The sequence below is a fragment of the Streptomyces sp. RPA4-2 genome, from assembly GCF_012273515.2.
In the GTDB taxonomy this organism is placed as follows: domain Bacteria; phylum Actinomycetota; class Actinomycetes; order Streptomycetales; family Streptomycetaceae; genus Streptomyces; species Streptomyces kaempferi.
Genome location: NZ_CP050975.2, coordinates 615799 through 641781 on the forward strand (window position 1 = coordinate 615799; position 25983 = coordinate 641781).

Here is a 25983-nt window from a genome sequence, read left to right on the forward strand (position 1 = left end):
CCGAAGCACTACTGGTCGGCCAGGGCCGGGGACCCTGGCTTCTCCTCGGGGGCGGTCTCGGTGCCGGTGACGATGCGGCGGATCGTCTCCAGCGGCAGCTTCGGCGAACCGTCCGTGTAGAGGAGGCCGTTGGTCTCCTGGGCGGTGTCCATGAACTGCGTGTAGCAGAAGCCCGCGACGATCGGGCTCGTGTGCAGCACCCCGAAGATGTCACCGAGCAGGGCGGCGTACTGCGTATCGGAGCTGGTCCGCGTGTAGGAGAACTCGTCCTCCTCGGCGCCCACGGACAGACCGCCGAACTCGGTGACCATCAGGGGGACTTCACCGCGGCGGTAGCGCTCCGTCTGCCGCGCGTCGAGCGAGAGGGTCCGTCCGGCCGGGCCCGGCGAGGCCAGCAGCGCCTCGAACCCTGCGGCGTCGCCGTAGCGGCGGGTGAGCAGCTCCGGGTCGGAGGAGTAGTCGTGCACACCCATGATGTCGCTGTCGGTGTGCTCCCAGCCCTCGTTGGACATGACCGGGCGGGTCGGGTCCAGGGCGCGGGTGAGATTCGCGAGCGCGACCGTGTAGGCCCGCTGCGCCGGGTCGTTCGCGATGTCGGAGCAGCCCCAGCTCTCGTTGACCGGCACCCAGGTGACGATGGAGGGGTGGCTCCGGTCGCGCCGCACCATGTCCAGCCACTCACGGGTGAGCAGTTCCACGGCCTCGGCGCCGTACTCGTACGCGGCCCCGGTCTCGCCCCACACCAGCAGGCCGAGCCGGTCGGCCCAGTACAGGAAGCGCGGGTCCTCGGCCTTCTGGTGGATACGGACCGCATTGAAGCCCATCGCCTTGATCAGCTCGACCTCGCGGCGCAGTTCGGCGGTGCCGGAGTTCGCGATCAGGGTGTCGGGGCGGTAGCCCTGGTTGAGCACCGAACGCACGTAGTAGGGGCGGTCGTTGAGCAGGAAGGCGCCCCGGCCCACGCCGGCGCTGCGCAGGCCGACATAGCTGTCGACGGTGTCGAGCACCTCGGAGGTGGTGGCGTCGCGAACGGTCAGCCGCGCGTCGATCAGCGTGGGCCGCTCGGGGCTCCACAGCAGGTCCTCGCGGTCGATGCCGTTGCGCAGGGCGGGGACGACGAGGTCGATGCGGCTGCGTGGGGTGCGTACCACGGAGGTGGACTCAGCGAGCACCTCGCCGTCGTGGCTCAGCACGATCTCCACGCTCACCGGGGCGGCCGGCACCGAGGCCAGGGTGACCTCGGCCTCGACGCCGCGCGCCGGGTCGGGGATCCAGGCCAGGTCGGTGACGTGCAGACCCGCGACGGTCTCGGTCCACACGGTCTGCCAGATGCCGGTGGTCCGCTCGTACCAGACCGCGTGCGGCCGGTCCTGCCAGTCCTGCTTGCCGCGCGGTTGTGCCAGGTCGGCCGGGTCGTCCTCGGCGCGGACGACGAGCACGTGCTCGGCGGCGCCGGGGCTCAGCGCGTCGGTCACGTCGGCGGTGAACGGCGTCTGACCGCCCACGTGCTCGGCCACCAGCCTGCCGTCCAGCCAGACCTTGGCCCGGTGGTCGACGGCTCCGAAGTGCACCAGCGCCCGGTCGCCGCCGCTGACGGCGAGAACCTCGTGGGGTATGCGGCGGCGGTACCAGACCACCGCGTGCGGGGCGGTCTCGCCGATGCCGGAGGCGGGGGCCTCGGGCGGGAACGGGACGGTGATGTCCCGGTCGAACGCACCCGTCGCCTCCTCGGAGAACCACCCGTCGCGCTCGCCCTCGCCGGCGTCGTCGTAGCCGAACTCCCAGACGCCGTCGAGACTGTGCCACCGCTCCCGCCGCAGGATCGGCCTCGGATACGTCCCGTCCTGCTCGCTCGCCCTCACGGATCCTCCTCCTGCCTTTTCCGGAATTCCCGGCATAGGCGTTTCCACGATCGAAGTCCTGTCATCATGAGTGATCGTTTGCATCGATGCAAGGCCTGGTGGGATGCGACGGTGAGTCGGAGCTCCCCGGTGCGGCAGACTCTGGGAGTCTGCCGGGCGCCCGATCCAGGCCACCGGCAGGCTCCGAGTGCCGGCACGACGGGAAGGAGGCCCCAGTGGCCAGAGTGCGGATGCGGGACGTGGCCGAGCACGCCGGGGTGTCGGTGCGGACGGTGTCGAACGTGGTCAACGGCTACTCGCACGTGAGCCCCGACATGCGCGCCAAGGTGCAGCGGTCGCTCGACGAGCTGGGCTACCGCATGGACTACCTGGCCCGCGGCCTGCGCTCGGGCCGCACGGGCTTCATCGCCCTCGCGGTGCCGTTCCTCGCCGAGCCCTACTTCGCCGAGCTGGCCCAGGCCGTCATCCGGGCCGCGGGCCGGCGCGACATCACGGTGCTCGTCGAGTCGACCGCGGGCGACAGCGAGGTGGAGCGGCGGATCCTCGAGGGCGGCCTGACCAACGTCGCCGACGGTGTGCTGCTGAGCGCCCTGACCCTCCCGGCGAGCGACATCGCCGCCAAGAGGCCGGACTTTCCGCTGGTCATGCTGGGTGAGCACAGTGTCGGCGACCAGTTCCCGCGGGTCGGCATCGACAACGTGGCGGCCGCCCGCACCGCGGTCGAGCACCTGCTGGAGCAGGGCTGCCGCTGGATCGTCGCGCTCGGCCGCAACGGCAGCGAGAACGGCCGCCAGCGCACCGAGGGGTACGAGCAGGCGATGTCGGCGGCCCGGGTGCGGCGGGTGAACTGGCTGGTCGTACCGGTCGAGGACTGGACCAGGGACCAGGGCTACGCGGCCGTTCGGGATCTGCTGGAGGGCGACGGCCCGCTGCCCGACGCCATCTTCGCCTTCAACGACGCGCTCGCCGTCGGCGCGCTACGGGCCCTGGACGCCTCCGGGGTGCGGGTGCCCGAGGACGTCGCCGTCGTCGGCATCGACGCCATCCAGGAGTCGGCCTACACCCACCCGCCGCTCACCTCCGTCGCCCCCGACCTCGACGCCATCGCGGAGCGCTCGCTGGCCCTGCTGGAGGAGCAGATGCGGCCCCCCACAGGACCCGAGGACGCCGCGTCGGGCGAGGACGCGCAGGCGGGAGCGGTCGTGGCGGCCCCTCAGGAGACCACGCCGTACCGGCTGGTCGTCCGGGAGTCCTCGCGCCGCGAGCCCCTGCCGGAGTGAGCCGGCGCCCGGCGCGCGATGTGACGCCTGTCGCTGTGTGACCCCCGTCGCGGTGGACGACGGCCCGGCGGATGCAGGGTGGTTCCGGCGCGTCGGGCGCGGCGCGCACACGTCCCGACGGTGCCCGATTTGTGAGGGTGTGAGGCAGTGTGATCCGAGCCCTGACCGGCATGGCGAGGCGCGTGCGCCGCCCCGGAACCACGCCCTGCGCCGTCACGGAACCTGCCTCGCAGGGGTCTGGAGCCGGGCTCGGCGGCGTCACGGGAGAAGGGCGGCGGGGGCGCGGCAGTGGCCAGGTGGACTCCTTCCCATCGATCTATTGCATCGTTGCAAAACGTGTGCGAGGGTCTGCGCCATCGAGTTCACATCGAATTAACGAGGTGAATACCCCTATGAGCGGAGCGATGGCTCGCCGACGGTTTCTTGCCCTCAGCGGTGGCCTTGCCCTGACCGGAGGGCTCGCGGCGTGCTCCTCCCCGCTCGCGTCCGGCCTGACGGGCTCGCAGCCGAACACGGCGGATGTCATCTTCTGGAACCTCTTCACCGGTGGTGACGGCGCCAACATGGTGCTGATGGAGAAGGCGTTCCGGAAGGCCAACCCGGGAACGACGGTCGAGGCGACCATCCTGGGCTGGGGCAATCCGTACTACACGAAGCTGGCACTGGCCACCGCGAGCGGCACGCCGCCGGACGTCGGCATCACCCACCTCTCGCGACTTCCGCTGCTGGCCGCCTCCGGCCTGCTGGAACCGATCGAGCGGACCCCCCTGGGGGAACTGGGTGTCACCCAGGACAAGTTCACCCCGGCGGCCTGGAAGAAGGCCACCGTGGACGGCACGGTGTACGCGGTCCCGCTGGACACGCACCCCTTCGTCCTCTATTACAACGTGGACATCGCCCGCAAGGCGGGCCTGCTGAACTCCGCAGGCGACGGTCTCGTGCCTCTCAAGGGCAAGGAGGACTTCGTCGACGCGGTGAAGGCGATGAAGGACGCGGGCGGCGCCCAGTTCGGCGCGGTCATGTCGATCACCGCCGACCCGTCCACCGCCTGGCGCTTCTTCAGCATGATCTACTCCGGCCTCGCCGGCCCGATCGTCACCGACTCCGGGACGAAGATCGACATCGATGACGAGGCGATGCAGGAGACGGTCGCCTTCATGCAGAGCCTGACCGGCCCGAACCTGATGCCGAAGAACCTCACCGGCGCCGGTGCCAACGCCCTCTTCAGTACGGGCAAGTCCGGCTTCCTCTTCGACGGCGAGTGGCAGATCCCGTCGTACCGGGCGGTCAAGGACCTGAAGTTCAACGTGGTGCCGTTCCCGGCGCTGCTCGGCTCGAAGCCGGTGGCGTACGCCGACTCGCACGCGCTGATCCTGCCGCGCAACGACCGCGGCGACGAGACCCGCACCCGCAACGCGTCGAAGTTCGTCAAGAGCCTGCTCGACAGCAGCGCGGTGTGGGCCGAGGGCGGGCACATCCCGGCCTGGCTGCCGACGCAGCACAGCAAGGCGTTCCTCGACCAGTCACCGCAGCGCAACTACGTCGAGGCCGCGTTCAACGCCCAGTACGACCCGGTGGCCTGGTACACCGGCGCCGGCTCGGACTTCCAGGGCGTGATCGGCGGCACCGTCATCGAGGCCCTCACCGGGCGGATCACGCCCAAGGGCATGGCGTCCGCGATGCGCTCCGCCCTGAAGCGGTACACCACGTCCCGACCGCCGGTCACGATGAAGTAGGAGGCAGTCACCATGACGACCGTCGTCTCGACGCGACCGGCACCCACCGCAGCCCCGACGGGCCTCGCCGCCGACCGGCCCACCCGTTCCGAACGCCGGGCGGGCAGGCTGCTCACCGCCCCCTTCCTCGTGGTCTACCTGCTCTTCCTGGTCGGCCCGGTGCTCGTCGGCGTGGTGCTGAGCTTCTTCAACACCACCACCGTCAAGAGCGGCCTCGGGGACTTCGTCGGCCTGTCGAACTACCGCGAAGTCCTCGGGGATTCCCTCTTCTGGGAGAGCATGTGGCACTCGGTGCTCTTCACGCTGCTGACCACTCCCCCGCTGGTGATCCTCGCCCTGGGCGTCGCCATCCTGGCCTCGCGCATCCGCCGCGGCCGGCTCTTCTACCGCATCGCCTTCTTCCTGCCGTACGTCGTGCCGTCCTCCGTGGTCACCCTGGTCTTCCTGTGGATGTACACCCCGCAGATCGGCCTCATACCAAAGGTGTTCGGCGCCGTCGGACTGCCGGTGCCGGACTTCATCGGCAGCACCTCGGGCGGCTGGACCGCCGTCGTCCTGATGACCGTGTGGTGGACGTTCGGCTTCAACTTCGTCCTCTACACCGCAGCGATCCAGGACGTCCCCGCGGACGTCTACGAGGCGGCGGCCATCGACGGCGCGAGCCCCTGGCAGCAGATCCGCCACATCACGGTGCCGCTGCTCGGCCGGACCACCAGCCTGGTGCTGATCCTTCAGATCCTCGCCTCGCTGAAGGTGTTCGACCAGATCTACCAGCTGCTCGGCGGCGGACCGAACCAATCCACCCGACCGGTCATCGAGTACATCTACGACACCGGCTTCACCGCCTACCGGGGTGGCTACGGCGCTGCCGCCACCATGGTGTATTTCGTCATCATCGTCGCGATCTCGGCGGCCTGGTACGGGCTGCGGCGCCGTCGCGCGACCAGCAGCGCGGCCTGAGCGGAGGACCCATGACCACCATCACCCAGCCGCGGCCCGCCGAACCGAAGGGCGCGGTCAACGGCGCCAAGCTCTTCAACCGGCTCTGCGCCGTGTGCCTGACCCTGTTCGCCCTGATCTGGCTGGTGCCCTTCGTCTGGGCACTGATCACCTCGCTGCGCGACGACGCGTCCATCACCCAGAGCCCCACGTCGATCTTCGCCGGCGGATGGTCGCTGGACGCGTACTCGACCGCCTGGGACAACCATCCGATCGGCACCTGGTACCTCAACAGCCTGGTGATCTCGGTGCTCGCCGTGATCTTCACCGTGGCCTTCTGCTCCATGGCGGGATTCGCGCTGGCCTTCCTGCGCTTCCGCGGCCGTGGCCTGGTCATGGCCGTCGCCACGGCCGGCCTGATGCTGCCGACCGAGGCGCTGGTGCTGCCGCAGTTCATCGAGTACCGGTCGTTCCACCTGCTCGGCACGTTCTGGGCGCTGGTCCTGCCGTCGGTCGCGGCACCGATCTCGGTGTTCGTCTTCCACTCCTTCTTCCGCGGCATCCCCACGGCGCTGATCGAGGCGGCCCGCATCGACGGCGCGAGCTGGTGGCGCGTCTACGCCAACGTCTGCATGCCGATCTGCCGCCCGGCGGTGTCCACGGTCGCGATTCTCACCTTCATCAGCTCCTGGAACTCGTTCCTGTGGCCGCTGCTGGTCCTCAGCCAGACCAAGTCCCAGACCATCCCTGTGGGCCTCGCCTCACTGGTGGACCCCAGTAGTCCCCAGTACGCCGAGGTCATGGCCTCCTCGGTCCTCGGCTTCATCCCGCTCATCGCGGTCTTCCTGGTCTTCCAGCGGCAGATCGTCCAGGGGATCGCCACGACGGGCATCAAGTGACGGTCCCGACCCGCCGCCGCGGCGGTGCCACGTCCCACCCCGGGAGACCGGGCCGGGATACGGCATCGCCGCGGCGGCGTTCGCGGCCGAAGAACTCAACGGTCGCGGCGCAACTGTCCTGGCACCGCTCCGAGTCGACCGTCCGGAGATTCCGGGATGCCCGGCCGGGCGGTGTCCGTGCAACGTCGTGGAGCCGGACAGGACGCCTGGCGCCTGACGCCTCAAGGGGCGAAGACGGCCTGGTCCGCGCGGGTCTCGAAGCATTCTTTCCCGCCGCCCGCCGCGGGGCTGAAGCAAGCTTGCACGGACGTCCCCGGGCTCACCACGCTCATGGGGGTGTGGACGTAGGTGTCGGCCTCGCCTCGGCTGGTGACCCGGGCGCCGCGGAAGGTGCCGTCCCGGCCGCCCGTCCGGATCTCGACACGGTCGTCCACGGACGCGCCCCACATCCGGGCCCAACTCGCGCCGCATTCCTGGCTGTAGCGGATCTGGATCCAGGCGCCCGTCGCGGTCTCGTGCTCGGCGAGGGTCAACGGGTCGGCGGCGCATTTCATCGTGAGCGGGTCCTTGTTCCCACAGGCGCTGTGCTGGCAGAGCGCCCGGGTGGCCGGAGGGGCCGCGGGGGACGGTGATGCCTGCTTGCGTTGCGGTGAGGGAAGGTGAATGAGCGCGAGCGTTCCCAGAACCACCGCACAGACCGACGCGAGGGCGGTGAGGACGGTTGCGCGCCGGTACCCGGCCGGGCCGGTGCGGATGTGGCCGGCGTCGCTCGGGACCGTCTCGCTTCGGCCGGTGTCGGGCGGGGCAGTGGCGAGGGCCGAAGTCGGTGTGTCCGCTCGCGTGCCGGTGCGCTGTCGAGCAGCCGGCGCTCCCCGCGTCGTTCCACTGTCCTCCGCCTGGTCCGCGTGGGCGTCGTGGTCCGCGTGGTCCGTCCGGTCCGTCCGGGCGATGTCCAAGAGCGCCAACGAGTGGTCGGCGGGTTCGCCGGCCAGACGGCACAGCTCCTTGACCGCGCTGCGGGGCGGCAGGCTCTTGCCGTTGAGATAACGCTCCCAGGACGACTTGCTGAAGGTGGTCGCGTTCGCGAGCTGTGCCAGGCTCAGACCGGTGCGCCGCTTCAACTCCTTGAGCACGGCGGCCAGTCGGGCGCCCGGCGGTGAAGGTGCGCTTGAGGTCATCCGCGTAACGCCTTCCAGGAGCGCGGCCCCAGCATGCCGTCGGCGACCAGGCCCGCGCGATGCTGGAACGCTTTGACCGCCCGCAGCGTCAGCGGGCCGAACATGCCGTCGATCCCGCCGGGTGAGATGCCTGCCCGGCGCAGCAGACACTGCGCCTCGGCGACGTCGGCGCCCGTGGCCCCGTAGGAGATCTCGGTGTCTCGGCCGTTGTTGACGCCTGCCGACCAGCGGCCGTCGACGCGGGCGATGTGGCATGCGTACGAGGGTGGCGGCGAGGCCGCGGTGGTGCGGGGCGGGGCGGCGACGTCCGCCGGGGTGCCGTCCTCGTCGAGGCGCAGAATGACCAGCAGCGCCGCCAAGAGGGCGACGGCCAGGGCGACGACGCCTGCCGTGAGAGCGATGTGCGGAAAGCGGCCGGGGGCCGGTCCGGGGCCGGGCGGTGCCATGAGCTGGAGCGGCGTGTCCGGCGCCCCGGGACGCGGCCCCGTCTGCGTTGCCGGCTGCTCCAGCTCCTGCACCCGTCTTTCTTCCCCCTCCTGCTGCCGCTGCCCTTGCTGCGTTCGCGCGGCGGGCCGCGGCTGTGGGACGGGCCTGGCGCGGCGGCTGTCCCAGGTGTCGGCGGCGATCTCGTGCAACGCCAGCAGGGGGACGGGGTCGGCGCCGGCGATCCGGGCCAGTTCCTCCACCGCCTCCTGGGGCGGCAGCGCCGTACCTCCCAAGTACCGCTCCCACGACTTGGCGCTGTAGCCGGTCTTGGCCGCGAGCTGCCGCATCGTCAGCTCACCGTGGTCCTTCAGCCGGCGTAACCGTTCCACCAACTGCCTTGCGCAGGAATCGAGTTCAGCGGGCAGCGGCTTGGAGCGCGGCATGTTTCCCCCAATGCGGTCATCGGCGTGAACAGCGGCCCCCTCCGCTGCTGCGCATTCTGCATGAGCCCATCACATCTGTCACAGGTGTCCCACACAGCCGTCCCAGCGAACGCCGTCGTCGCAGGTCAGCAGGGCGGTCATCCCGTAAGGCCGCCACTTGTGCCACAGCCGTAGCCGCCACGCCCCAGTGCCCTCACCTTTGGTCTCGCCACCTGCCTGCCAGGCGGGACAGGTGCCGACCCACGACCGAAAGAGGAACGCATGCGACCGAACGCTCTGGGCAGGACCATCGCCGGCCTCATCGCCGTTGCCGGCCTCGCCGCCGGCAGTGTGGCGACCGCGGGCACCGGTTACGCGGCAACCGCGACCACCGCGCGGACGGCGGCGGCCGCACAGCCCGCCTCGGCGGCCGCGACGCAGAACTTCGGTCTGACCACGGCCGAGGCCAAGAACGTCCAGGAGTTCCTCGCGGACTACTGGGGATACACGGACTCCATCGACGGTCAGCTGGGCACCAACAGTTGGAAGGCTTTCCAGCGCTGCCTCGCGAGGTACTGGGGATACACGGGCGCCATCGACGGGGACCCCGGCACCAACACCATCAAGGCGCTCCAGCGTCTGCTGGCTGACGACTACGGCTACACGGGCGCGATCGACGGCGTCGCCGGTGCGGGCACGCGGGCGGCGTTCAAGCGCTTCGCCGCCTGACCGGTCCGACCCGCCCGACCGGTCCGACCCGCCCGACGGGTCCGACTGGTCCAGCCGTTGAGCGACCGACCCGGCCCGTCCTTGCCCGGCAAGGACGGGCCGCGGATGCGTGTTCTCGCTCCCCGTCCGGACCGGGTCCATCACGCCCGGGGACAACTACCGCGTCGGGAGGCGCGGTTCCTTCTCGCGACCACATCGACCGCCAGACCGCCGCCGTCGTCCCGCCGTGCGGTCACCCAAATCGACGTCCCAGCAGGTCGGCGCGGGAGACATCCCGTCATGACCGCATTGCGGCTGTAACGGTGACGTCCCCCGCCACGCAGCACTCTCGTCCCGTCACCCGCGCCGGACGAGCACGACGGTCCGTCACCCGACGATGCGTCGGACGACGCTCCGGAAACCGAAGGAGAACCTCGCCGCCATGGGAAGACTCGCATTCCTCGTTCGCGCCGAAGACGAAGGCTCACGCCAACGGGACGCGCACCGCACCGGGCCGGGGTGGCGGATCAGAATCGGGACTTTCGCCGCCACCGCGGCGATGGTCTCGGCCGGCATCGTGCTCGGTGCCGGTCCGGCGGCGGCCGCGCCGCCCGCGATCAAGCTGACCTCCACGTCCTGCCCCAACGAGATCGTGCAGGGCCAGGAGGGCGGCTGCGTCACGGAGTTGCAGAACCTGCTCAACGCGCACGGCGCCGGTCTGGTGGTGGACGGTCAGTTCGGGCCGAGCACGCTCTACGCGGTCCGTGAGTACCAGGCCGCCACCGCGATCGCCGTGGACGGGCGGGTGGGACCCGCGACCAAGAGCAAGCTGTACGCGACCGGAGGTTCGGCGCCCGCCCCGATCAACCTCCAGTCCTCCTCGTGCCCCGCGAACATCGTCCAGGGCGACAAGGGCGGATGCGTCACCGAGCTCCAGCGGCTGCTGCGTCACCACGGCTACGCGGTGGACGTGGACGGCGACTTCGGCGCCGGAACCGCGAGTGCCGTCCGCAGCTTTCAGTCGTCCTACGGCCTCACGGCGGACGGCCAGGTCGGCACCAACACCAAGCGGGCGCTGTACGACACCGACGAGTCACCGTCGACGGGCCTGGACCTGAGGTCGAGTTCCTGCCCGGAGAACATCGTGGAGGGGCAGAGCGGCGGTTGCGTCGCCACGCTCCAGTCCCTGCTGAACGGCAAGGGCCAGAGCGTCGGCGTCGACGGCAGCTTCGGCCCCCTGACCCTGACGGCCGTGAAGGCGTTCCAGTCCGCGAGCGGCCTCACCGCCGACGGCGAGGTCGGCCCGAACACCAAAGCCGCCCTGTACTCGAACATCGGCGGCGGTGGCGGCAACGGCGCGCCGGCGCCGATCAACCTGAACTCCGCCTCGTGCCCGAACGAGATCGTCAAGGGGCAGCGCAGCGGCTGCGTCACCGAACTGCAGAGCCTGCTCAACCACCACGGTGCCGACCTCGCCGTCGACGGCGACTTCGGTGCGCTCACCGACAGCGCCGTCAGGGACTTCCAGGCCGAGAAGGGTCTCTCGGTCGACGGCCATGCGGGGCCGAACACCAAGGCCGCACTGTACGGGGCGGTCACCCCGCCGTCGTCGCCCCCGCCCGGCGGCGGCTACGGCAAGATCCTCGACGTGGCCGCGGCCGAGGTGGGCACGGTCGAGGGCAGTGCCCGCGCGAACAGTTACGGCTCGGCCGTGGGTCTTTCGCTGTCCACCAGCAACTACGCCTGGTGCGCGACCTTCGTGAGCTGGGTGGCCAAGCAGACCGGGGCCAGCTCCTACCGCAACTCCTATGTCTCGGGCTGGGTCAAGCAGGCGCGGGCCGGCAACTACCACCTGTCGGTGACGACCAGCCCGCAGCCGGGTGACATCGTGGCCTTCGACTGGGACGGCGGAAGCGACTTCACCGGCGGCAACGAGCACATAGGCATCGTGCGGACGGTGTCCGGGTCGTCCTTCACCACGGTCGAGGGCAACACGGGCAACCCCAACGGCGGCAGCGACGGGGTGTACGTCAAGTCCCGTGCCACGAACAGCGGTTACGACGTGGTCTTCATCCGGGTCCGCTGAGCGGCCCCGCCGGAGGTTCCCGGCAGGCAGCTCCCGGGTCCGGACTCCCCAGGACTCCGGACGCGGGAGCTGCTTCCGCGGGCGTCGAACGCCCCGGAGATGCGACGGATCGGCGCCCGGACCGCCGTATCGTCGGCAATGCGGCTCACCTCCGCGGCCTCTCCAGCCCGACCGACGGCTGCGAGGGGCGCCTCATCACCTTCCCCTGGCGGACTTGTTCCGGCCGCGCCGGCAGGAGTGGAGCGCGGCCGGCCCAAGGATGGAGCGCCAGTTGGTGTGGCCGATGCCGTCGACGACGGGGTACACCGCGCCGAACAAACCCCCTCCCGGGCATGGCGGATTCGTGCGCGAACCGTGAAGGCGGGTCCCTGGAGGACGGAGAAGATCAACAGTTACCCGCCATACATGGGCGCGCCAACCATCCGGCAACTGCACGCCGTCCCGCACCACTGCAATGCCCTGGCACCACCAACCGGGCCTCACGGCCGTACTTCGCACGTCAGGGATTGCGCACGCACATGCAGCCTTCCGCATCAGCTTCTCCGTCCGGGCACCACTCCCCCGAACTGCGCGACGCCGTACGCCGCTTGGACCGACGCCGCTTCCTGACCGTCACCGGGGCGGCGGCGACACTGGCCTTCGCCGCGAACATCCCCCTCGGCGGCACCGCCGCGGCGGCCGAGGCAAGCTCTGTGCAGATCACCGAGAACCCCTTCACGCTGGGTGTGGCCTCGGGCGACCCGATGCCCGATTCGGTGCTGCTGTGGACCCGGCTCGCCCCCCGCCCTTACGAGAGCGGCAGCGGCCTGCCCCCGAAGCGTTTCAAGGTCCGCTGGGAACTCGCCCACGACGAGCGCTTCACCCGCATCACCAAGCGCGGCACCGTCGACGCGCACCCGGAGTACAACCACGCCGTGCACGTCGAGGTGGGCGGCCTGGACGCCGACCGCGTCCTCTACTACCGGTTCCGCGTGGGCCAGTGGGTCAGCCCCGTGGGCCGAACCCGCACCGCCCCGTCGAAGGGCGCCCGGCTGACCGAACTGCGCCTGGCGGCGGTGTCCTGCCAGGCTTACCACGACGGCTACTTCACCGCCTACCGCCACCTGGCCGACGAGGACCTCGACGCGGTCTTCCACCTCGGTGACTACCTTTACGAGTACGCGGTGACCGCGGCCGGAGGCGCCCGCGCCTACACCGACCGCGTTCTGCCCGAGATCTTCAACCGGGAGACCCTCACGCTGGAGGACTACCGGCTCCGGTACGCCCTCTACAAGTCCGACCCCGATCTGATGGCGGCCCACGCGGCACACCCGTTCGTGGTCACCTGGGACGACCACGAGACGGAGAACAACTACGCGGACGACACCCCCGAGAACGATGTGCCCCCGGAGGAGTTCCTGCTTCGGCGGGCCTCCGCCTACCGCGCGTACTGGGAGAACCAGCCCCTGCGGCGCCGACAGCTCCCGCACGGCCCTGACGCTCAGCTCTACCGGCGTCTGCAGTTCGGGCGGCTCGCCCAGTTCGACATCCTCGACACCCGCCAGTACCGCTCCGACCAGGCGTACGGCGACGGCTGGCAGGTCCCGGGACCGGAGTCGCAGGATCCGGCCCGCACGCTGACGGGCGCCACCCAGGAGCGCTGGCTCATCGACGGCTGGCGCAGCTCGAAGGCGACCTGGAACGTCGTTCCCCAGCAGGTCACCTTCGCCCAGCGCAAGGACCGCACGACACCGGGCTTCAAGGTCTCCATGGACTCCTGGGACGGCTACTCCGCTTCCCGGCAGCGCCTCCTCGACGGCTGGGAGTCCGCCGGCCGGGACAACCTCGTCGTCCTCACGGGTGACGTCCACGTCCACTACGGCTTCGACATCAAGAAGGACTTCGACGACCCGGCCTCGAAGACCCTCGGCACCGAGATCGTCACCAGCTCGATCACCAGCGGCAAGGACGGTTCCGACAAGCCGTCCAACTGGGCCACCTACATGCAGGCCAACCCGCACCTGAAGTTCTACAACGGCCGCCGCGGCTATGCCTTGGTGACCCTCGGCAAGGACGCGGCGCGCGCCGACTTCAAGACGGTGTCCGCGGTGACCACGCCGGGCGCCCCCATCACCACGGCCGCCTCCTTCGTCACAGAGGCCGGCAACCCAGGGCTCACGCCCGCCTGATCCTCTGACAGGTCGCTGTACGCGGCGAGACCCCGGGGGGTGTCCCCGGGGTCTCGTGCCGTTCGGCCCGGCCGCCCACCTCGGTGCCCGTCTCCGTGACGATCAGCGGCCCACCGCCGGGGACCTGGTCGACGACGGCGCCGACGCCCCGCACCCGCACCCGCCGACCACCACCCGACCTGCGCCGCCCCCTACGCCCTCTCCCGCGGTCAGGTCGATCCCGGTTCGTCACGTGAACCGAGTGCTGTGCGGTCACAGACTGTGGGCGACGGGGTGCAGCGGTTCGTACAGAGGGAGTTCGGCGCCGCTGGGCAGCCGGATCGCAGTGAGTCTGCCCCAGCGCTGTTCGCTGACCGGGCGGGTGATCTCGATGCCCCGCGCGCGGAACTCGCCGAGCTGAGAATCCAGGTCGTCGCACATCAGGAACAACTCGTGCTGGGGCGGGCCGTCGGTCGGGTGCACGGCCACCTCGGCCGGGGGCAGCTTGAAGACGAGCCAGCCGCCGCCCGCGTCGACGCCGGGAAAGCCGAGGACGTCACGGATGAAGGCGCGGTCCGCCTCGGCGTCCTGGCTGTAGAGGATGACATGTGCACCGTTGATCACGGTTGGCTCCTGCCCGTCAACTTGCCGGCGGTCGTGTCCCCCCGGCATCCTGGCACACTCGGTTCCAAGGACACCTTCGACTGAATTCGACGACACGACCACAGAGTTCCAGGCGGGCTCGCCGGAGCGTTTCATGTGCGTCCTTCGGCCCCGTGGCGACGCGCTCGCGAGGACGTCATGCGCTCGGGTGTCACAAGCCCTTGCTCACCCCGGAACCGCAGCGGGCGCGGAACCGGCAGCCGTCGTCACGTATGCCGAGGAACCGGCGGCTCCTGGCCGGCCGCACCCCGTCCCGCCCGCGTCAGCGCGTCTTCGGCCTGCACGGCCAGGGTGTGGACGAGACCGGCCGCGGAGGGCAGGTCGGTGATCAGGTCGACACCCTCGCCGGCCCAGACGGGCAACGGCGGCACGGCACCTCGGGCCACGTCGTCACGGTAGTCCTGAGCGGCCCGGGCGTCGGCGGCGAGCTCGGCTTCACGGCCGCGCCACCGGCCCAGCCAGGGATGGGCCAGCGTGCGTGCGGTGTACTTCGACGGCCAGCGAGAGCCACGGACGATGTCCAGCACGCCGCTGCGCTCGGTGTCCTGCCCGCGTCCTTCGACGATCGCCCTGGTGACCGAGGGATCGGCCAGGGATTCCGCGGCGGCCTGGAACCGGGTACCGATGAGCGCTCCGGCCGCCCCGAGGGCCAGAGCCGCGGCCACTCCCCTGCCGTCGGCGATCCCGCCCGCCGCCAGCACCGGCACCGGTCCCGCGAGATCCACCACGACCGGGACGAACGCCATCGTGGACCGCCCGCGCCGGGCGCCGTGACCACCGCTCTCGGTCCCCTGCGCCACGACGACATCGGCGCCCAGGTCCACGGCGCGCCTCGCCTCCTCCAGATCGGTGGCCTGGATGATCAGCACCGCGCCCGCCCGCCGGATCCTCTCCACGAACGGGCTCGGATCCCCGAAGGACAGCATGACCGCGCTGGGGCCATACTCCAGCGCGCACTCCACCGCTCCCGCCTCGGCCGCCCAGGCCAGGAACCCGACACCCCAGGGTTCGTGGCTTCCCGACGCGACGATCGGCAGCTCGCGCCGCAGCCACGTCAGGTCCCCGCTCCCGGCGCCCAGCAGCCCGAGGCCACCGCCGCGGGAGACGGCCGAGGCCAGTTCGCCACCGGCCGTCCCGCCCATCGGTGCCAGCGCGATCGGGTGCCGCACTCCGCACAACCGCGTGAAATCCGTCGACAACGCCATACCCGCATCATCGGTCCGCTGCCCGCGTGCGGGCCATCCCCTTCCCCTTCCCCTTCCTTTTCCCCTTCCTTCTGATTCCGCCCCCCAGGACGCCGGAGTCGTCAACGGGCCCACACCAGCCCGCGGATGGGCGGGCGCGTCACGCGACTACGGGTTCGCCGCGCGCCCGAGGCCTTCTTGCTCCTCCCCGGTCGGCAGGCTCTGTTCCGTCCAGACCACCTTGCCGCGTGGGGTGTAACGGGTGCCCCAGCGCTGGGTGAGCTGGGAGATGAGGAAGAGGCCGCGGCCGCCCTCGTCCGTGGTGGCCGCGCGCCGCACGTGGGGTGAGGTGCTGCCGGCGTCGGAGACCTCGCAGATGAGGGTGCGGTCCCGCAGCAGGCGCAGCTCGATGGGCGGCGAGGCGTACCGGATGGCGTTGGTGATCAGTTCGCTGAGGATCAGTTCCGTGGTGAACACCGTGTCGTCCAGCCCCCAATCGGTGAGCCGGCGTTCGACCGCCGCGCGTGTCCCGGCGACCGTCGCGGGGTCCGCGGGGACGTCCCAGCGGGCGAGGTGTTCGTCGTCCAGGGCGCGTGTACGTGCCACCAGGAGGGCGATGTCGTCCCCGGGGTGGCCGAGCCGGTCGGGCACCAGGGCGTCGAGCACGGCGTCGCAGGTCTCCTGCGGTGACCGGCCTGGACGGGCGAGTACCTGCCGCAGCCACTCCTGCCCGGTGGCCGGCTCCGGGTTGTGGTGCTTGAGCAGGCCGTCCGTGTACAGGACGAGCCGGCTGTTCTCCGGGACGTCGACGGTGAGGCTCTCGAAGGGCTGACCCCCCAGGCCCAGGGCCGGGCAGTCCCGTACGCGAGGGAAGTCGGCGGTGCCGTCCGGGAGGATCAGGACGGGCAGGGGATGACCGGCCCTGGCCATGACGCACTGCCTGCGGACCGGGTCGTAGACCACGTACAGGCAGGTGGCCCCGGTGAGCACGGAACCGTCCGCGTCCCCGGCGGGGCCGGGCCGCTGCTCGCCACCGGCCGGACGCCCCTCGTCGCGGTCGAGGCGGATGACCAGATCGTCGAGGCGGGCCATGAGTTCCTCGGGTACCAGATCCAGGTCCGAGAAATTGTGGACGGCGGTGCGCAGGCGGCCCATGGCGACGGCGGCGTGCAGGCCGTGCCCGGTCACGTCACCCGCGACGAGCGCGACGCGCGCGCTGGAGAGCGGGATGACGTCGAACCAGCCGCCGGCCGTCGTCGCCTGCCCGGGCAGATAGCGGGACGCCGCGTCGACGGCGTTCTGTTCGGGCAGCCCGTGCGGCAGCAGGCTGCGCTGGAGCGAGACGGCGGTGGCGTGTTCGCGGGCGTAGCGCCGGGCGTTGTCGATGCAGACGGCCGTGTGGTTGACCAGCTCCTCGGCGAGTGACAGGTCCTCGGTGTCGAAGGGGCTGTGACCGCCGGATCCGGACGTCGTCGCGCGGAAGAGACTCACCAAGCCGAGCACCGCGCCTCGCGCGCGCAGCGGTACGGCGATCATCGCGTGGTCGGGGAGGTCGGGGGACGTGAGCGGGCCCGGGGTGCGGTGGGGGTAGGCGACGGGCTCCCCGGCCGGGTCCGGTTCGGCCACGGGTCTTTGGGCCTTGAGGCTTCGGGCCTGCGGCGAGGAGGGAGGGAAGCGGACGAGGTCCCCCACGGCGCGTGACGAGGGAGTGCCGGGGAGGGGCGCCTGTGCCGCGCGGCACAGCGGCCCGGTGCCGTCGCCGGGTGGTTCCTCCCCGTGCAGCACCGCGTCCGAGAGGTCCACGACCGCGTGGTCGGCGAACCGCGGCACGACGGCGGCGACCAGTTCCTCGGCGATCCGGCCCACGTCGAGGGTCGTACCGATGGTCATGCCGGCGTCGTAGAGCAGTCGCAGGCGCTCGCGGGCGACGTCGGCCTGACCGGCCAGGGAGCGCAGTTCGGTGGTGTCGCGCAGGGTGGTGACCGTGCCCAGCACGCGGCCGTTCCACACGGTGGGCTGCTGGTTCACGGCCAGCAGGCGGTCCCCGGCGGGGTGGACCTCGTCGGTGGCGACCCGGCCGGAGGTGAGCATCCGGGTGAGTGCGGGGCCGAGGGCGAGATCGCCCGCGTGACGCCCCTGGACGTCGGGCGGCAGACCGAGCAGCCGGTGCGCCTCGTCGTTGGCCAGCAGCAGGCGGCGCTCGTGGTCGGCGATGAGGACACCTTCGCGGACCGCGTGCAGCACCGCGTCGTGGTGCTCGTACATGCGTGTGATCTCGGTGGGCCCGAGGCCGTGGGTCTGCCGGCGCAGCCGCTTGCTCAGCCAGGCGATCCCTCCCATGGACAGGGCGAGCGCGACGCCGGCGGACCCGAGCAGGGGCGGCAGCTGGCCGTTGACCTGGTGAACCACGCTGGCGACCGGCACGCCGGTCATGACGGTGCCCACTACGCTGTGGCCCGCGTCGAAGACGGGAACCACCGCGCGGATCGACGGCGAGTGAAGGCTCCTGCCGATGACCTTGTCGGTGAAGGTGTGGCCCGCAGTGGCGGGCCACACGGTGGCGTTGGAGGGCAGGCCGATCGCGCGGGGGTCCGGGTGGCTGTACCGGATGCCCTTGGGGTTGGTCACCACGATGTAGGCGACCCGGGCGTCGCGGCGGGTGGCCTCGGCCAGCGGTTGCAGAGTGGTGCTCGGACTGGCGGACTTCAGCGCGTCCAGTACGGCCGGGGAGTGGGCGAAGGTCTCGGCGACCGCGAGCGCGCGCGTACGGGCCTCCTGCGTGGCCTCCTTCCGGTCCTGCAGCACCAGGACCGTGGTCGCGGCGGCTATCAGCAGCACCGCGATGGTCACGGCCAGCGCGAGCATCTGTCCGGCGATGCTGTGCGGGAGCAGGCTGAGGCGGCCTCGCCGGGGAGCGGCCGGGTCCGGGTCGGGATCAGCGCCCTGGTCCAGACGTTCGCGCCGCCCGGGAAACCTGCGTCCGATCAGGCTGAGCGGCGTCCGGGACCTGTTGACTGCCCGAGGCATACAGCCATGGTCGTACGCATCACGGGCAAAGGTCCAAATATATGACCTTTCATACGGATCCTTCATGTCACGGACGTCGGTCAAGCAGGACACGGTCGGACATCGAGACATCGAAGGGGGCCGGTGTACGTCGCGGCCCAGTGGACCCGCGCCGTCACGCGAATCCGGCTTATCGTGCTCATATGGGTGATGTTCGGTGCGGCTGGTGCGACAAGCCGCTGCCGGATGAGGCCGGACCCAACCGGCGGTACTGCGGTCCGGCCCATCGGCAGGCTGCCTGGCGGGCCCGGCGCCGCTGGGAGGCCGCGGCCCAGGCGCGCCACGCGCTCGTCCTGGCCGACGCGGAGCTGCTGTCCCGGGCACGGACGATGTCCCAGGAGGCGGCCACCCAGGATCCTGAGCGGATGGCCGAGACGACGGGCGACGGTGCCTCGGCCGGCGCTCACAGTGCCGCGGCCGCGGAGATCCTGGGGCTGGCCGAGCAGCTGGTGCGGTCCGCGGTCATGGCCGACCGGCAGGCCGGGGCCGGCTGGACACGGATCGGCGCCGGCCTGGGGATGAGCGGCGCGGCGGCCCGGCACCGCTTCGGACGGATGTGCGCCCGCGGGCAGCACGGGCAGGGGGCGCGTGGCCCGTCGCCGCCCGCGCGCTCGACCTGTTCCATCGGGCCGGAAACGCTCGGCTCGCTGCTCCTTCCGGCGGCCCGGGACACCGGTGCTTCCGTGAGCGGGATCTACCTGTTCCCGCCCGACCGGCCGGTGCTGCAGCTGGCGGTGACGACCGGCGGCACGACGGTCGCGCTGTGGGAAAGGGTCGACCCGGGGGGCGAGGGACCCGTGGCCGAGGCGGTACGCGAACGGCGGCTGGTGTGGGTCGCCGGCCACGCGGAGCTGGCCCGCCGCTACCCCCGGACCGCGCTCACCCTGCCCTACCCCGTGGCGGTGGCGGCCGCACCGGTGACCACCGGCGCCACCACATGGGGCGCGCTGGCGTTCCTGTGGCCCGGTACGCATCCGCGACTGCTGAGCACCCGCGAACGCGACGCGGTCGCCATCGCCTGCGACCGTGTGGGCGCGTTCCTGCGGCAGGCAGCCGCCGACGGGCGCCCGGTCCTCCCCGCGGAACGTCCGCACGTTCCGGACCCGCCCCGGGCCCGTACGCCCGGACCGGCGGAGGCGCTGGCCGCCGTCGATCTCGTCGACCGCCTTCCCGAGGGCTGTCTGGCGCTCGACCTGGACAACCGGATCACCTTCATCGACGCCACCGCCCGTGATCTGGTCGGCGGGAGCGCTCCGGACCTGCTCGGGACATCGCTGTGCGAGGCCCTGCCGTGGCTGGACGAGCCGGTCCTCCAGGACCACCAGCGAGCCGCGACGATCAGCCGCCGGCCCGCCGTCTTCACGGCCCTGTGCCCGCGGGGCCGGTGGCTGGACTTCGAACTGCACCCCGACGTCTCGGGCACCACCGTCCGAGTCACTCCCGCCGAGGACGCGGGTCCGGCGGACCACGCGCGGCGGGGCGGCAGGGACAGCGCCCTCGTCCCTACGCGGGCACGCGTGCTGTACGACCTGATGCACCTGGCCGCCTCACTCACCGAGGCCGTCAGCGTGCAGGACGTGGTGGAGCTGGCGGCCGACCAGATCATGCCCACCTTCGACGCGCAGGGTTTCGTGCTGTCCGTGGCCGAGGACGGCCGGCTGCAGATCGTCGGGTCCCGTGGGTACCGGGACGAGGTCCTCAGGCCCTTCGACGGACCATCGCTCACCGACAGGTCGGCTCCCACCGTGCACGCCCTCGCCACCGGAGTCCCTCTCTTCTTCGGTTCCCCGCAGGACATGGAGCGGTTCCACCCCGCCATCCCGCGGCTGACCGTAAGGGCGGCGTGGGCCTTCCTGCCCCTGGTCGTCTCGCGCCGCCCGGTCGGCTGTTGGGTGCTGTCCTTCGACCGTCCCCGCCCCTTCGGCCCCGACGAGCGTGCCGTTCTGACCTCGCTGGCCGGGCTGATCGCCCAGGCCCTCGACCGCGCCCGCCTCTACGACGCCAAGCACCAGCTCGCCCACGACCTGCAAAGTGGCCTGCTCCCCACCACCCTGCCCGCGGTACCCGGCCTGGAGGTGGCAGCCCGGTATCTGCCCGCGGCCCGCGGCATGGATGTCGGAGGCGACTTCTACGACCTCATCCGTCTGGACGCCACCACCGTCGCCGCCGCCATCGGTGACGTCCAGGGGCACAACGTGCACGCCGCCGCTCTGATGGGACAGATCCGCACGGCCGTCCACGTCACCGCGGGGGCATCACCCGACGAAGTCCTCGCCCGTGCGAACCGTCTGCTCACCGACTTCGACCCGGGCCTCTTCGCCAGCTGTCTGTACGCCCATATCGATCTCGCACACCACCGCGCCCGACTCGCCACCGCGGGTCACCCGCCACCGCTCCTGCGCGATGCCGACGGACGCACCGAGGTCCTCGATCTGCCGCCCGGACTCCTGCTCGGTATCGACCCCGCCGCCGACTACCGGACCACCGAGATCCCCCTGCCGCCCCACGCGCTGCTGGCCCTGTACACCGACGGCCTGATCGAGACCCCCGGCGGCGACATCGGCGAGGCCGCCGCCGACCTCGCGGATCACCTCGACCGTGCCGCGGACCAGCCCGTCGGCACCCTCGCGGACGCCCTCATCCGGCACACCCGCCACACCGACCCGCGCAGTGACGACGTGGCCCTGCTCCTGCTTCGCGCGACGGAGGGGACCTGACGGGCGAAGCCGCCGTCGGCCGCCGAACGGGCCGTCGCCCGCGATGCATCGCGGTCCTCCGGAGGGGCGCCGTCGCTCCAGCACGTGGTGAGGCCCGGTCCGCCGCCTCGGGGAGCGACGGACCGGGCCTGCGTCCACGGTGCCACACCCGCCCCTGCCGCGCTCGCCCGCCGGGCGGCGGCGCGGGGTGGGCGCGGGGCGAGGCGGCTCCAGAACGGACCGGGATCCGGGTGGAGCCGCGTACCGGGGCCCGCGGCAGGCCGGGCGGCGGGCCCTGCGCCCGATCGTGACCGACCGGCACGAGCCCACGGATCGACTACCGGCACGACGTCCACAGGTCGGCGGTCCGCACCATGTCCACGAGCCGGCGGCCGCCACGATGCCCACAGGTCACCGCGAGCCCGACACCCGCGCCCGCCGCCTCGCCCGTCCGAGCAAGGAGCCCTGGCGCGACGGGCCGGAAGGCCCCGTGCCGTTCATGACGGTGCCGGGCGCTTCGCGGGCGTCAGTTCGGCCAGAAGGAGCGTCCGGTCGTCCGCGCCGCCACCGGCGGGCGGCGTCTTGTGCAACAGCCGCTGGCAGAGTGACTCCAACGCGTCCGGGCCCTCGGTGCCCGCGGGTTCCGCGCCGTCCGTGCCGAGGAGACCGGCGAGGCGCGCGATGCCCTGCTCTATGTCGGTGTCGCGGGACTCGACCAGTCCATCGCTGTAGAGCAGCAGCAGGATCGGTTCGGGCACCCGGACGACGGTGGGTTCATAGCTGCCCATGCCCAGTCCGAGGGGCAGGCCCGCGCTGGTGAGCGTGAGGGGCCTGGCACGTCCGTCCGCGGTGCGGATCAGTGGTGGGGGATGACCGGCTCCGACGAAGGTGCAGAGCTGTTTCTGCGCGTCCCACTCGGCGTACACGCAGGTGGCGAAGGAGGCGCCCGGCGTGTCACAGGCCAGCGCGTCCAGCCGGCGCATCAGCTCGGCCGGCGTGATGTCCAGCCCCGCGAGGGTTCGCACGGCCGTGCGCAGCTGGATCATGGCGACGGCCGATTCCGGCCCGTGCCCCATGGCGTCCCCGACGATCAGACTGACGCGGCCGTCGGACCGCGGCAGTACGTCGAACCAGTCACCGCCGATGATGTTGTCCTGCCCGGCCGGGAGATAGCCATGGGCGATACGACACCCCTCGAACGTCTGTGAGGTCGCGGGCAGCAGGCTCTGCCGGATGGCCAGCGCCATGCGGCGTTCGCGTTCGTAGCGTCGCGCGTTGTCCAGTGCCACGCAGGCCCGCGCGGCCAGCGATTCCACGGACGCGGCGTCCTCGGTCACGAAGGGCGCCCGGTCCGGACCGCGCGTGCACGCGATGAACCCGACCGCGATGCCCCGCAGATGCAGCGGGACGACGAGGAAGGACGCGGTCCGCAGCAGGGCGTCCATGCGGACGTCGTCGCCCCCGGCGGTGCTGAGCCGTTCGGACGTGTGGGCGTCGACCGAGTCGAGCAACTGCGTCGTACGGGTGGCGATACAGCGCGTGTACGGGGTCTGGCGGGGAAAGACGATCACCTCGCCGACGGGCAGCGTCCCCTCCCAGTCCTCGGGCGCGTCCGTCCCGATGCGCAGGGCCAGTCGCCGGGCCTCGATCTGGGCCGGGTCCGCGGAGTGGTACGCGTTCTCCTCCAGCAGCCACCGCTCCAGCAGGTAGACCGATGCCGCGTCGCAGAACCCGGGAACCAGCGCCTGGACGACATGGCTGCCGGTCAGGTGCAGGTTGAGTTCCGAGCCGATGGCGTCGGCCGCACCCGAGAAGACCGGCCGAAGGCGCGCGAACGCGGCGGCCGCATCATCCGCGTGGCTGTGTGCTTCGTTCCGCAGGGTGGTGCCTTCCACTGGAGGGGTCGAATCGCGTGGCATGGACACACCTCGCCGTGCCTGGGCGGCAACTATATGATGGTGCGTCAAGATCACTTCCAGGACGGGGAGTTGTGGTGTCAGGTAGCGAAGGTCTGCCTCAGGGTGTCGACCCGGACAAGGCGAGCGTTGCCCGGATGTACGACGCAATGCTGGGCGGCCGGCACAATTTCGCCATAGACCGGGAGGCGTTGGCGGCGTTCACGGCCATCGACCCGCAGGTGCGCACCCTGGCGCGGGCCAACCGCGCCTTTCTGGGGCGGGCCGTACGTTTCCTGGTGGACGCCGGGGTGCGGCAGTTCATCGACCTCGGGTCGGGCATCCCGACCCAGGGCAACGTCCACGAGGTGGCACAGGCGGCTTGCCCGGGAGCCCGGGTGGTGTACGTGGACAGTGATCCGGTCGCCGTGGCGCACAGCGCCTCGTTGCTCGCCGACAATCCGGACACGGACATCGTGGACGCCGACATCCGTCGCCCGGCCGAGGTGCTGTCCTCGCCGCAGGTGCAGAAACTGATCGACTTCGATCAGCCCGTCGCGGTGCTGATGATCACGATCCTGCACTTCATCGCGCCCGAGGAGGACCCCGCCGGCATCGTGGCCGCGTTCCGGGACGCCCTGCCCGAGGAGAGCTGGCTCGCGCTGACGCACGCGACGAACCAGGACCGCCCGGACACCGCCGCCGCCGTGGGGAAGTTGTACCGTTCCCGGGCCACCTCGCCGGTCACCGCCCGGTCCCACGGCGAGATCCTCGGGCTCTTCGACGGCTTCGACCTCGTGGAGCCCGGCCTGGTCTACGTACCCTTGTGGCGCCCGGACGCGGACGACCACATCCCGGAGAACCCGTCGGAGTACTGGGTGTACTCGGGCGTCGGCCGCAAGCGTCCGGCGGGCGGCTGAGCCGGTCACCCGGCGAGCCGCGCCTCGGCTCCGACTGTGTGCCGGACCTGATCCACGCGCACCGGCTCTGCCTGTGTGCCGGACCTGATCCGTGCGTACCCGCTCTGACAGCGTGCCGGACCTGATGCGCGCCGGGCCCCGAGGCGCGCTCACCGGTGTGCGGAGCTCCCGCACCCTCCGTGGAGGGCCGTCCCGGACGGGCGGCCCGTCCGGCGCGGCGGTCAGGGAATCACGGCGTCGATGCAGCCTCCGTCGACCCGCAGCGCGCCGCCCGTGGTGGCGGAGGCCTGGTCCGAACTCAGGTACACCACCATGTTGGCGATCTCCTCGGGGGCGATCAGACGCCGTAGCAGCGACTGCGGTCGGTGCTCGCGCATGAAGATCCGCTCCGCCTCCTCCCAGGGCAGGTCACGGCCGACCAGTTCGTACACGAACTCCTCGACGCCGGCGGTGTGGGTGGGGCCGGCGAGAACCGAGTTGACGGTGACGCCCGTTCCGGCGGCCTTCTTCGCGAAGCCGCGGCCGACGGCCAGGAGGGCGGTCTTCGTCATGCCGTAGTGGATCATCTCTTCGGGGATGGCCACCGCCGATTCACTGGCGATGTACTGAACGCGGCCCCAGTCGCTCTCGATCATCCGCGGCAGGTAGGCACGGGTGAGGCGGACCGCGGCGAGCACGTTCACCTCGAAGTACCGGCGCCATTCCTCATCGGTGATGTCCAGCGGGTCCTGGGAGCCGAAGACGCCCAGGTTGTTGATGAGGACGTCGACGTCCGGCAACGCGTCGAGGGCGGTCGCCGCCCCCTCCTCGGAGGAGACGTCCGCGCCGATGGCGACGAAGTCACCGTCCGGCACCTCCTCCCGCAGTTGCCTGACCGCCGCGTCGACCTTCTCCTTGTCGCGGCCGTTGACGCCCACCCGCGCCCCCGCGTCCGCGAGGCCCGCCGCGATGGCGGCCCCGATGCCCTGCGTCGACCCTGTCACCAGGGCGGTCCGTCCCGTGAGATCGATACGCATGTACGACTCCCTTGCTGTGGCCGGCCGAGGTGCCGGTCCGGGGTCCGCGCCATGGAGCACGGCGGTCACCCGTGCGTGGGCCGCCTCGCCTTCACATGACGCGACGGGTCGTGCGTCGTGACGACGCCGGTCCTGAACGACGCCGACGCCCCTCGCCCGCCCAGCCCGGGGGTAAGCCGCCGCCCAGGCCCGAGGTCAGGCGGTCACGCGATCACGCGGCCTCGCCCCAATACGCCGTCCGTCCGCGGGCGTTCAGTCCGCCAGCTCCGTGTGCAGCGCGTCGAGACCGTCGCGGTAGATGCCGGTGAAAAGGGCCACCATCTCGTCGTCGCTCGTCCCCAGCGGGTGGAAACGCCCGGACCACTCCACTTCCGCGCTGTCGGGCTCGCCGGGCACGGAGTGCACCCGGATCGTCGCGAGATAGCCGGCGACGGGGAACGGCGCCTCCACGATGGTGTAGGTGTAGTGCCGACCCCCCTCGCTGAACCCTGTCAGCCGTTCGACGACGACCTCACCGTCCCCCATGACCAGCCGGCGGACGCGGCCCCCCTCCAGTGGCGTGCTCTCGGCGATCTGCGGAACCCAGTCGGGGAGGGAACCGAAGCCGCCGATCACCTCCCATACACGGCCGGGGGATGCGGGGACGACCCTGCTCACCGAGGTCGATGCCATTGCTTCTGCTCCAGGACTCGTCGGTCTGCGGGGGCGGGAGTGCTCGCGACAGTCGGGCCGGTCGGCTTCACGCCTTCCACGGATCATCATAAAAGGGATATATGGTGAGAGGCACGCGGAGCCCGTCACGCCACGGCGTCGGGCAGGTGCGACCGCCACGACAGCGGCCCACCACGTCTCCTCCGCGG

Annotated in this window: 18 protein-coding genes; 9 read left to right on the top strand and 9 right to left on the bottom strand. The window is 71.4% G+C overall.

The window, feature by feature from the left end:
- Positions 1 to 8: 8 nt before the first annotated feature.
- Positions 9 to 1862, bottom strand: a complete 1854-nt coding sequence (locus HEP85_RS02395) for a glycoside hydrolase family 2 protein (protein WP_168525746.1) — start codon at positions 1860 to 1862, stop codon at positions 9 to 11.
- A gap of 215 nt (positions 1863 to 2077) precedes the next feature.
- Here HEP85_RS02395 and HEP85_RS02400 point away from each other — a divergent pair, with 215 nt between their 5' ends.
- The 4 genes from HEP85_RS02400 (at position 2078) to HEP85_RS02415 (ending at position 6716) form a co-directional block, all read left to right on the top strand.
- A complete protein-coding gene (locus HEP85_RS02400; protein ID WP_248001800.1) occupies positions 2078 to 3142 on the top strand; it encodes a LacI family DNA-binding transcriptional regulator in 1065 nt (354 codons plus the stop codon).
- A 392-nt stretch (positions 3143 to 3534) separates the two neighbouring features.
- Positions 3535 to 4878 carry an extracellular solute-binding protein gene (locus HEP85_RS02405; protein ID WP_248001801.1) on the top strand — a complete coding sequence of 448 codons (1344 nt, stop codon included), beginning with the start codon at positions 3535 to 3537 and terminating at the stop codon, positions 4876 to 4878.
- Positions 4879 to 4890: 12 nt separating this feature from the next.
- Positions 4891 to 5838: a carbohydrate ABC transporter permease gene (locus tag HEP85_RS02410; RefSeq protein ID WP_168525748.1), complete on the top strand. Its 948-nt coding sequence runs from the start codon at positions 4891 to 4893 to the stop codon at positions 5836 to 5838.
- A gap of 11 nt (positions 5839 to 5849) precedes the next feature.
- Positions 5850 to 6716, top strand: a complete 867-nt coding sequence (locus HEP85_RS02415; RefSeq protein ID WP_168525750.1) for a carbohydrate ABC transporter permease — start codon at positions 5850 to 5852, stop codon at positions 6714 to 6716.
- Between the two features lie 221 nt (positions 6717 to 6937).
- On the opposite strand, the gene HEP85_RS02420 is transcribed toward HEP85_RS02415, so the two are convergent.
- Both HEP85_RS02420 and HEP85_RS02425 read right to left on the bottom strand, forming a co-directional pair.
- On the bottom strand, positions 6938 to 7894 hold the full coding sequence (locus HEP85_RS02420; protein WP_168525752.1) for an XRE family transcriptional regulator: 957 nt from the start codon (positions 7892 to 7894) through the stop codon (positions 6938 to 6940).
- A complete protein-coding gene (locus HEP85_RS02425; protein WP_168525754.1) occupies positions 7891 to 8763 on the bottom strand; it encodes a peptidoglycan-binding protein in 873 nt (290 codons plus the stop codon). Before HEP85_RS02425 ends, HEP85_RS02420 begins: the two co-directional genes overlap by 4 nt.
- Positions 8764 to 9024: 261 nt before the next feature.
- Here HEP85_RS02425 and HEP85_RS02430 point away from each other — a divergent pair, with 261 nt between their 5' ends.
- The 3 genes from HEP85_RS02430 to HEP85_RS02440 all read left to right on the top strand — a co-directional run bounded on the left by HEP85_RS02430 (position 9025) and on the right by HEP85_RS02440 (position 13704).
- A complete protein-coding gene (locus tag HEP85_RS02430) occupies positions 9025 to 9471 on the top strand; it encodes a peptidoglycan-binding protein (protein WP_329284700.1) in 447 nt (148 codons plus the stop codon).
- Between the two features lie 421 nt (positions 9472 to 9892).
- Positions 9893 to 11536, top strand: coding sequence for a peptidoglycan-binding protein (locus tag HEP85_RS02435; protein WP_168525763.1), 1644 nt, complete (start codon positions 9893 to 9895; stop codon positions 11534 to 11536).
- Positions 11537 to 12054: 518 nt separating this feature from the next.
- A complete protein-coding gene (locus HEP85_RS02440) occupies positions 12055 to 13704 on the top strand; it encodes an alkaline phosphatase (RefSeq protein ID WP_168525765.1) in 1650 nt (549 codons plus the stop codon).
- 252 nt (positions 13705 to 13956) lie between these two features.
- Here HEP85_RS02440 and HEP85_RS02445 read toward each other — a convergent pair whose 3' ends face one another.
- The 3 genes from HEP85_RS02445 to HEP85_RS02455 form a co-directional block, all read right to left on the bottom strand.
- Positions 13957 to 14307, bottom strand: coding sequence for a VOC family protein (locus HEP85_RS02445; protein WP_168525767.1), 351 nt, complete (start codon positions 14305 to 14307; stop codon positions 13957 to 13959).
- Between the two features lie 245 nt (positions 14308 to 14552).
- Entirely contained in the window at positions 14553 to 15551 is a 999-nt protein-coding gene (locus HEP85_RS02450) for a nitronate monooxygenase family protein (RefSeq protein ID WP_168525769.1), read from the bottom strand.
- A 147-nt stretch (positions 15552 to 15698) separates the two neighbouring features.
- Entirely contained in the window at positions 15699 to 18557 is a 2859-nt protein-coding gene (locus HEP85_RS02455; RefSeq protein WP_369657555.1) for a SpoIIE family protein phosphatase, read from the bottom strand.
- Between the two features lie 182 nt (positions 18558 to 18739).
- Here HEP85_RS02455 and HEP85_RS02460 point away from each other — a divergent pair, with 182 nt between their 5' ends.
- Complete coding sequence (locus HEP85_RS02460) at positions 18740 to 21313, top strand: SpoIIE family protein phosphatase (protein WP_369657556.1); 2574 nt, start codon at positions 18740 to 18742, stop codon at positions 21311 to 21313.
- 476 nt (positions 21314 to 21789) lie between these two features.
- Here HEP85_RS02460 and HEP85_RS02465 read toward each other — a convergent pair whose 3' ends face one another.
- Complete coding sequence (locus tag HEP85_RS02465) at positions 21790 to 23211, bottom strand: PP2C family protein-serine/threonine phosphatase (protein WP_168525775.1); 1422 nt, start codon at positions 23209 to 23211, stop codon at positions 21790 to 21792.
- Positions 23212 to 23285: 74 nt separating this feature from the next.
- Here HEP85_RS02465 and HEP85_RS02470 point away from each other — a divergent pair, with 74 nt between their 5' ends.
- Positions 23286 to 24107, top strand: coding sequence for an SAM-dependent methyltransferase (locus tag HEP85_RS02470; protein WP_168525777.1), 822 nt, complete (start codon positions 23286 to 23288; stop codon positions 24105 to 24107).
- A 221-nt stretch (positions 24108 to 24328) separates the two neighbouring features.
- Here the strand turns inward: HEP85_RS02470 and HEP85_RS02475 are convergent, their stop codons facing one another.
- On the bottom strand, positions 24329 to 25123 hold the full coding sequence (locus HEP85_RS02475; RefSeq protein ID WP_168525779.1) for an SDR family NAD(P)-dependent oxidoreductase: 795 nt from the start codon (positions 25121 to 25123) through the stop codon (positions 24329 to 24331).
- A gap of 252 nt (positions 25124 to 25375) precedes the next feature.
- Positions 25376 to 25795 carry an SRPBCC family protein gene (locus HEP85_RS02480; protein ID WP_168525781.1) on the bottom strand — a complete coding sequence of 140 codons (420 nt, stop codon included), beginning with the start codon at positions 25793 to 25795 and terminating at the stop codon, positions 25376 to 25378.
- Between the last annotated feature and the right edge of the window lie 188 nt (positions 25796 to 25983).

What these genes read in the sequence shown, in the direction of transcription:
- HEP85_RS02410 (WP_168525748.1), top strand. Translation starts at nt 4,891, where the DNA reads ATGACGACCGTCGTCTCGACGCGACCGGCACCCACCGCAGCCCCGACG.
- HEP85_RS02430 (WP_329284700.1), top strand. Translation starts at nt 9,025, where the DNA reads ATGCGACCGAACGCTCTGGGCAGGACCATCGCCGGCCTCATCGCCGTT.
- HEP85_RS02435 (WP_168525763.1), top strand. Translation starts at nt 9,893, where the DNA reads ATGGGAAGACTCGCATTCCTCGTTCGCGCCGAAGACGAAGGCTCACGC.
- HEP85_RS02440 (WP_168525765.1), top strand. Translation starts at nt 12,055, where the DNA reads ATGCAGCCTTCCGCATCAGCTTCTCCGTCCGGGCACCACTCCCCCGAA.
- HEP85_RS02450 (WP_168525769.1), bottom strand. Translation starts at nt 15,551, where the DNA reads ATGGCGTTGTCGACGGATTTCACGCGGTTGTGCGGAGTGCGGCACCCG.
- HEP85_RS02455 (WP_369657555.1), bottom strand. Translation starts at nt 18,557, where the DNA reads ATGCCTCGGGCAGTCAACAGGTCCCGGACGCCGCTCAGCCTGATCGGA.
- HEP85_RS02480 (WP_168525781.1), bottom strand. Translation starts at nt 25,795, where the DNA reads ATGGCATCGACCTCGGTGAGCAGGGTCGTCCCCGCATCCCCCGGCCGT.
- HEP85_RS02425 (WP_168525754.1), bottom strand. Translation starts at nt 8,763, where the DNA reads ATGCCGCGCTCCAAGCCGCTGCCCGCTGAACTCGATTCCTGCGCAAGG.
- HEP85_RS02465 (WP_168525775.1), bottom strand. Translation starts at nt 23,211, where the DNA reads ATGCCACGCGATTCGACCCCTCCAGTGGAAGGCACCACCCTGCGGAAC.
- HEP85_RS02420 (WP_168525752.1), bottom strand. Translation starts at nt 7,894, where the DNA reads ATGACCTCAAGCGCACCTTCACCGCCGGGCGCCCGACTGGCCGCCGTG.
- HEP85_RS02405 (WP_248001801.1), top strand. Translation starts at nt 3,535, where the DNA reads ATGAGCGGAGCGATGGCTCGCCGACGGTTTCTTGCCCTCAGCGGTGGC.
- HEP85_RS02475 (WP_168525779.1), bottom strand. Translation starts at nt 25,123, where the DNA reads ATGCGTATCGATCTCACGGGACGGACCGCCCTGGTGACAGGGTCGACG.
- HEP85_RS02415 (WP_168525750.1), top strand. Translation starts at nt 5,850, where the DNA reads ATGACCACCATCACCCAGCCGCGGCCCGCCGAACCGAAGGGCGCGGTC.
- HEP85_RS02460 (WP_369657556.1), top strand. Translation starts at nt 18,740, where the DNA reads ATGGGTGATGTTCGGTGCGGCTGGTGCGACAAGCCGCTGCCGGATGAG.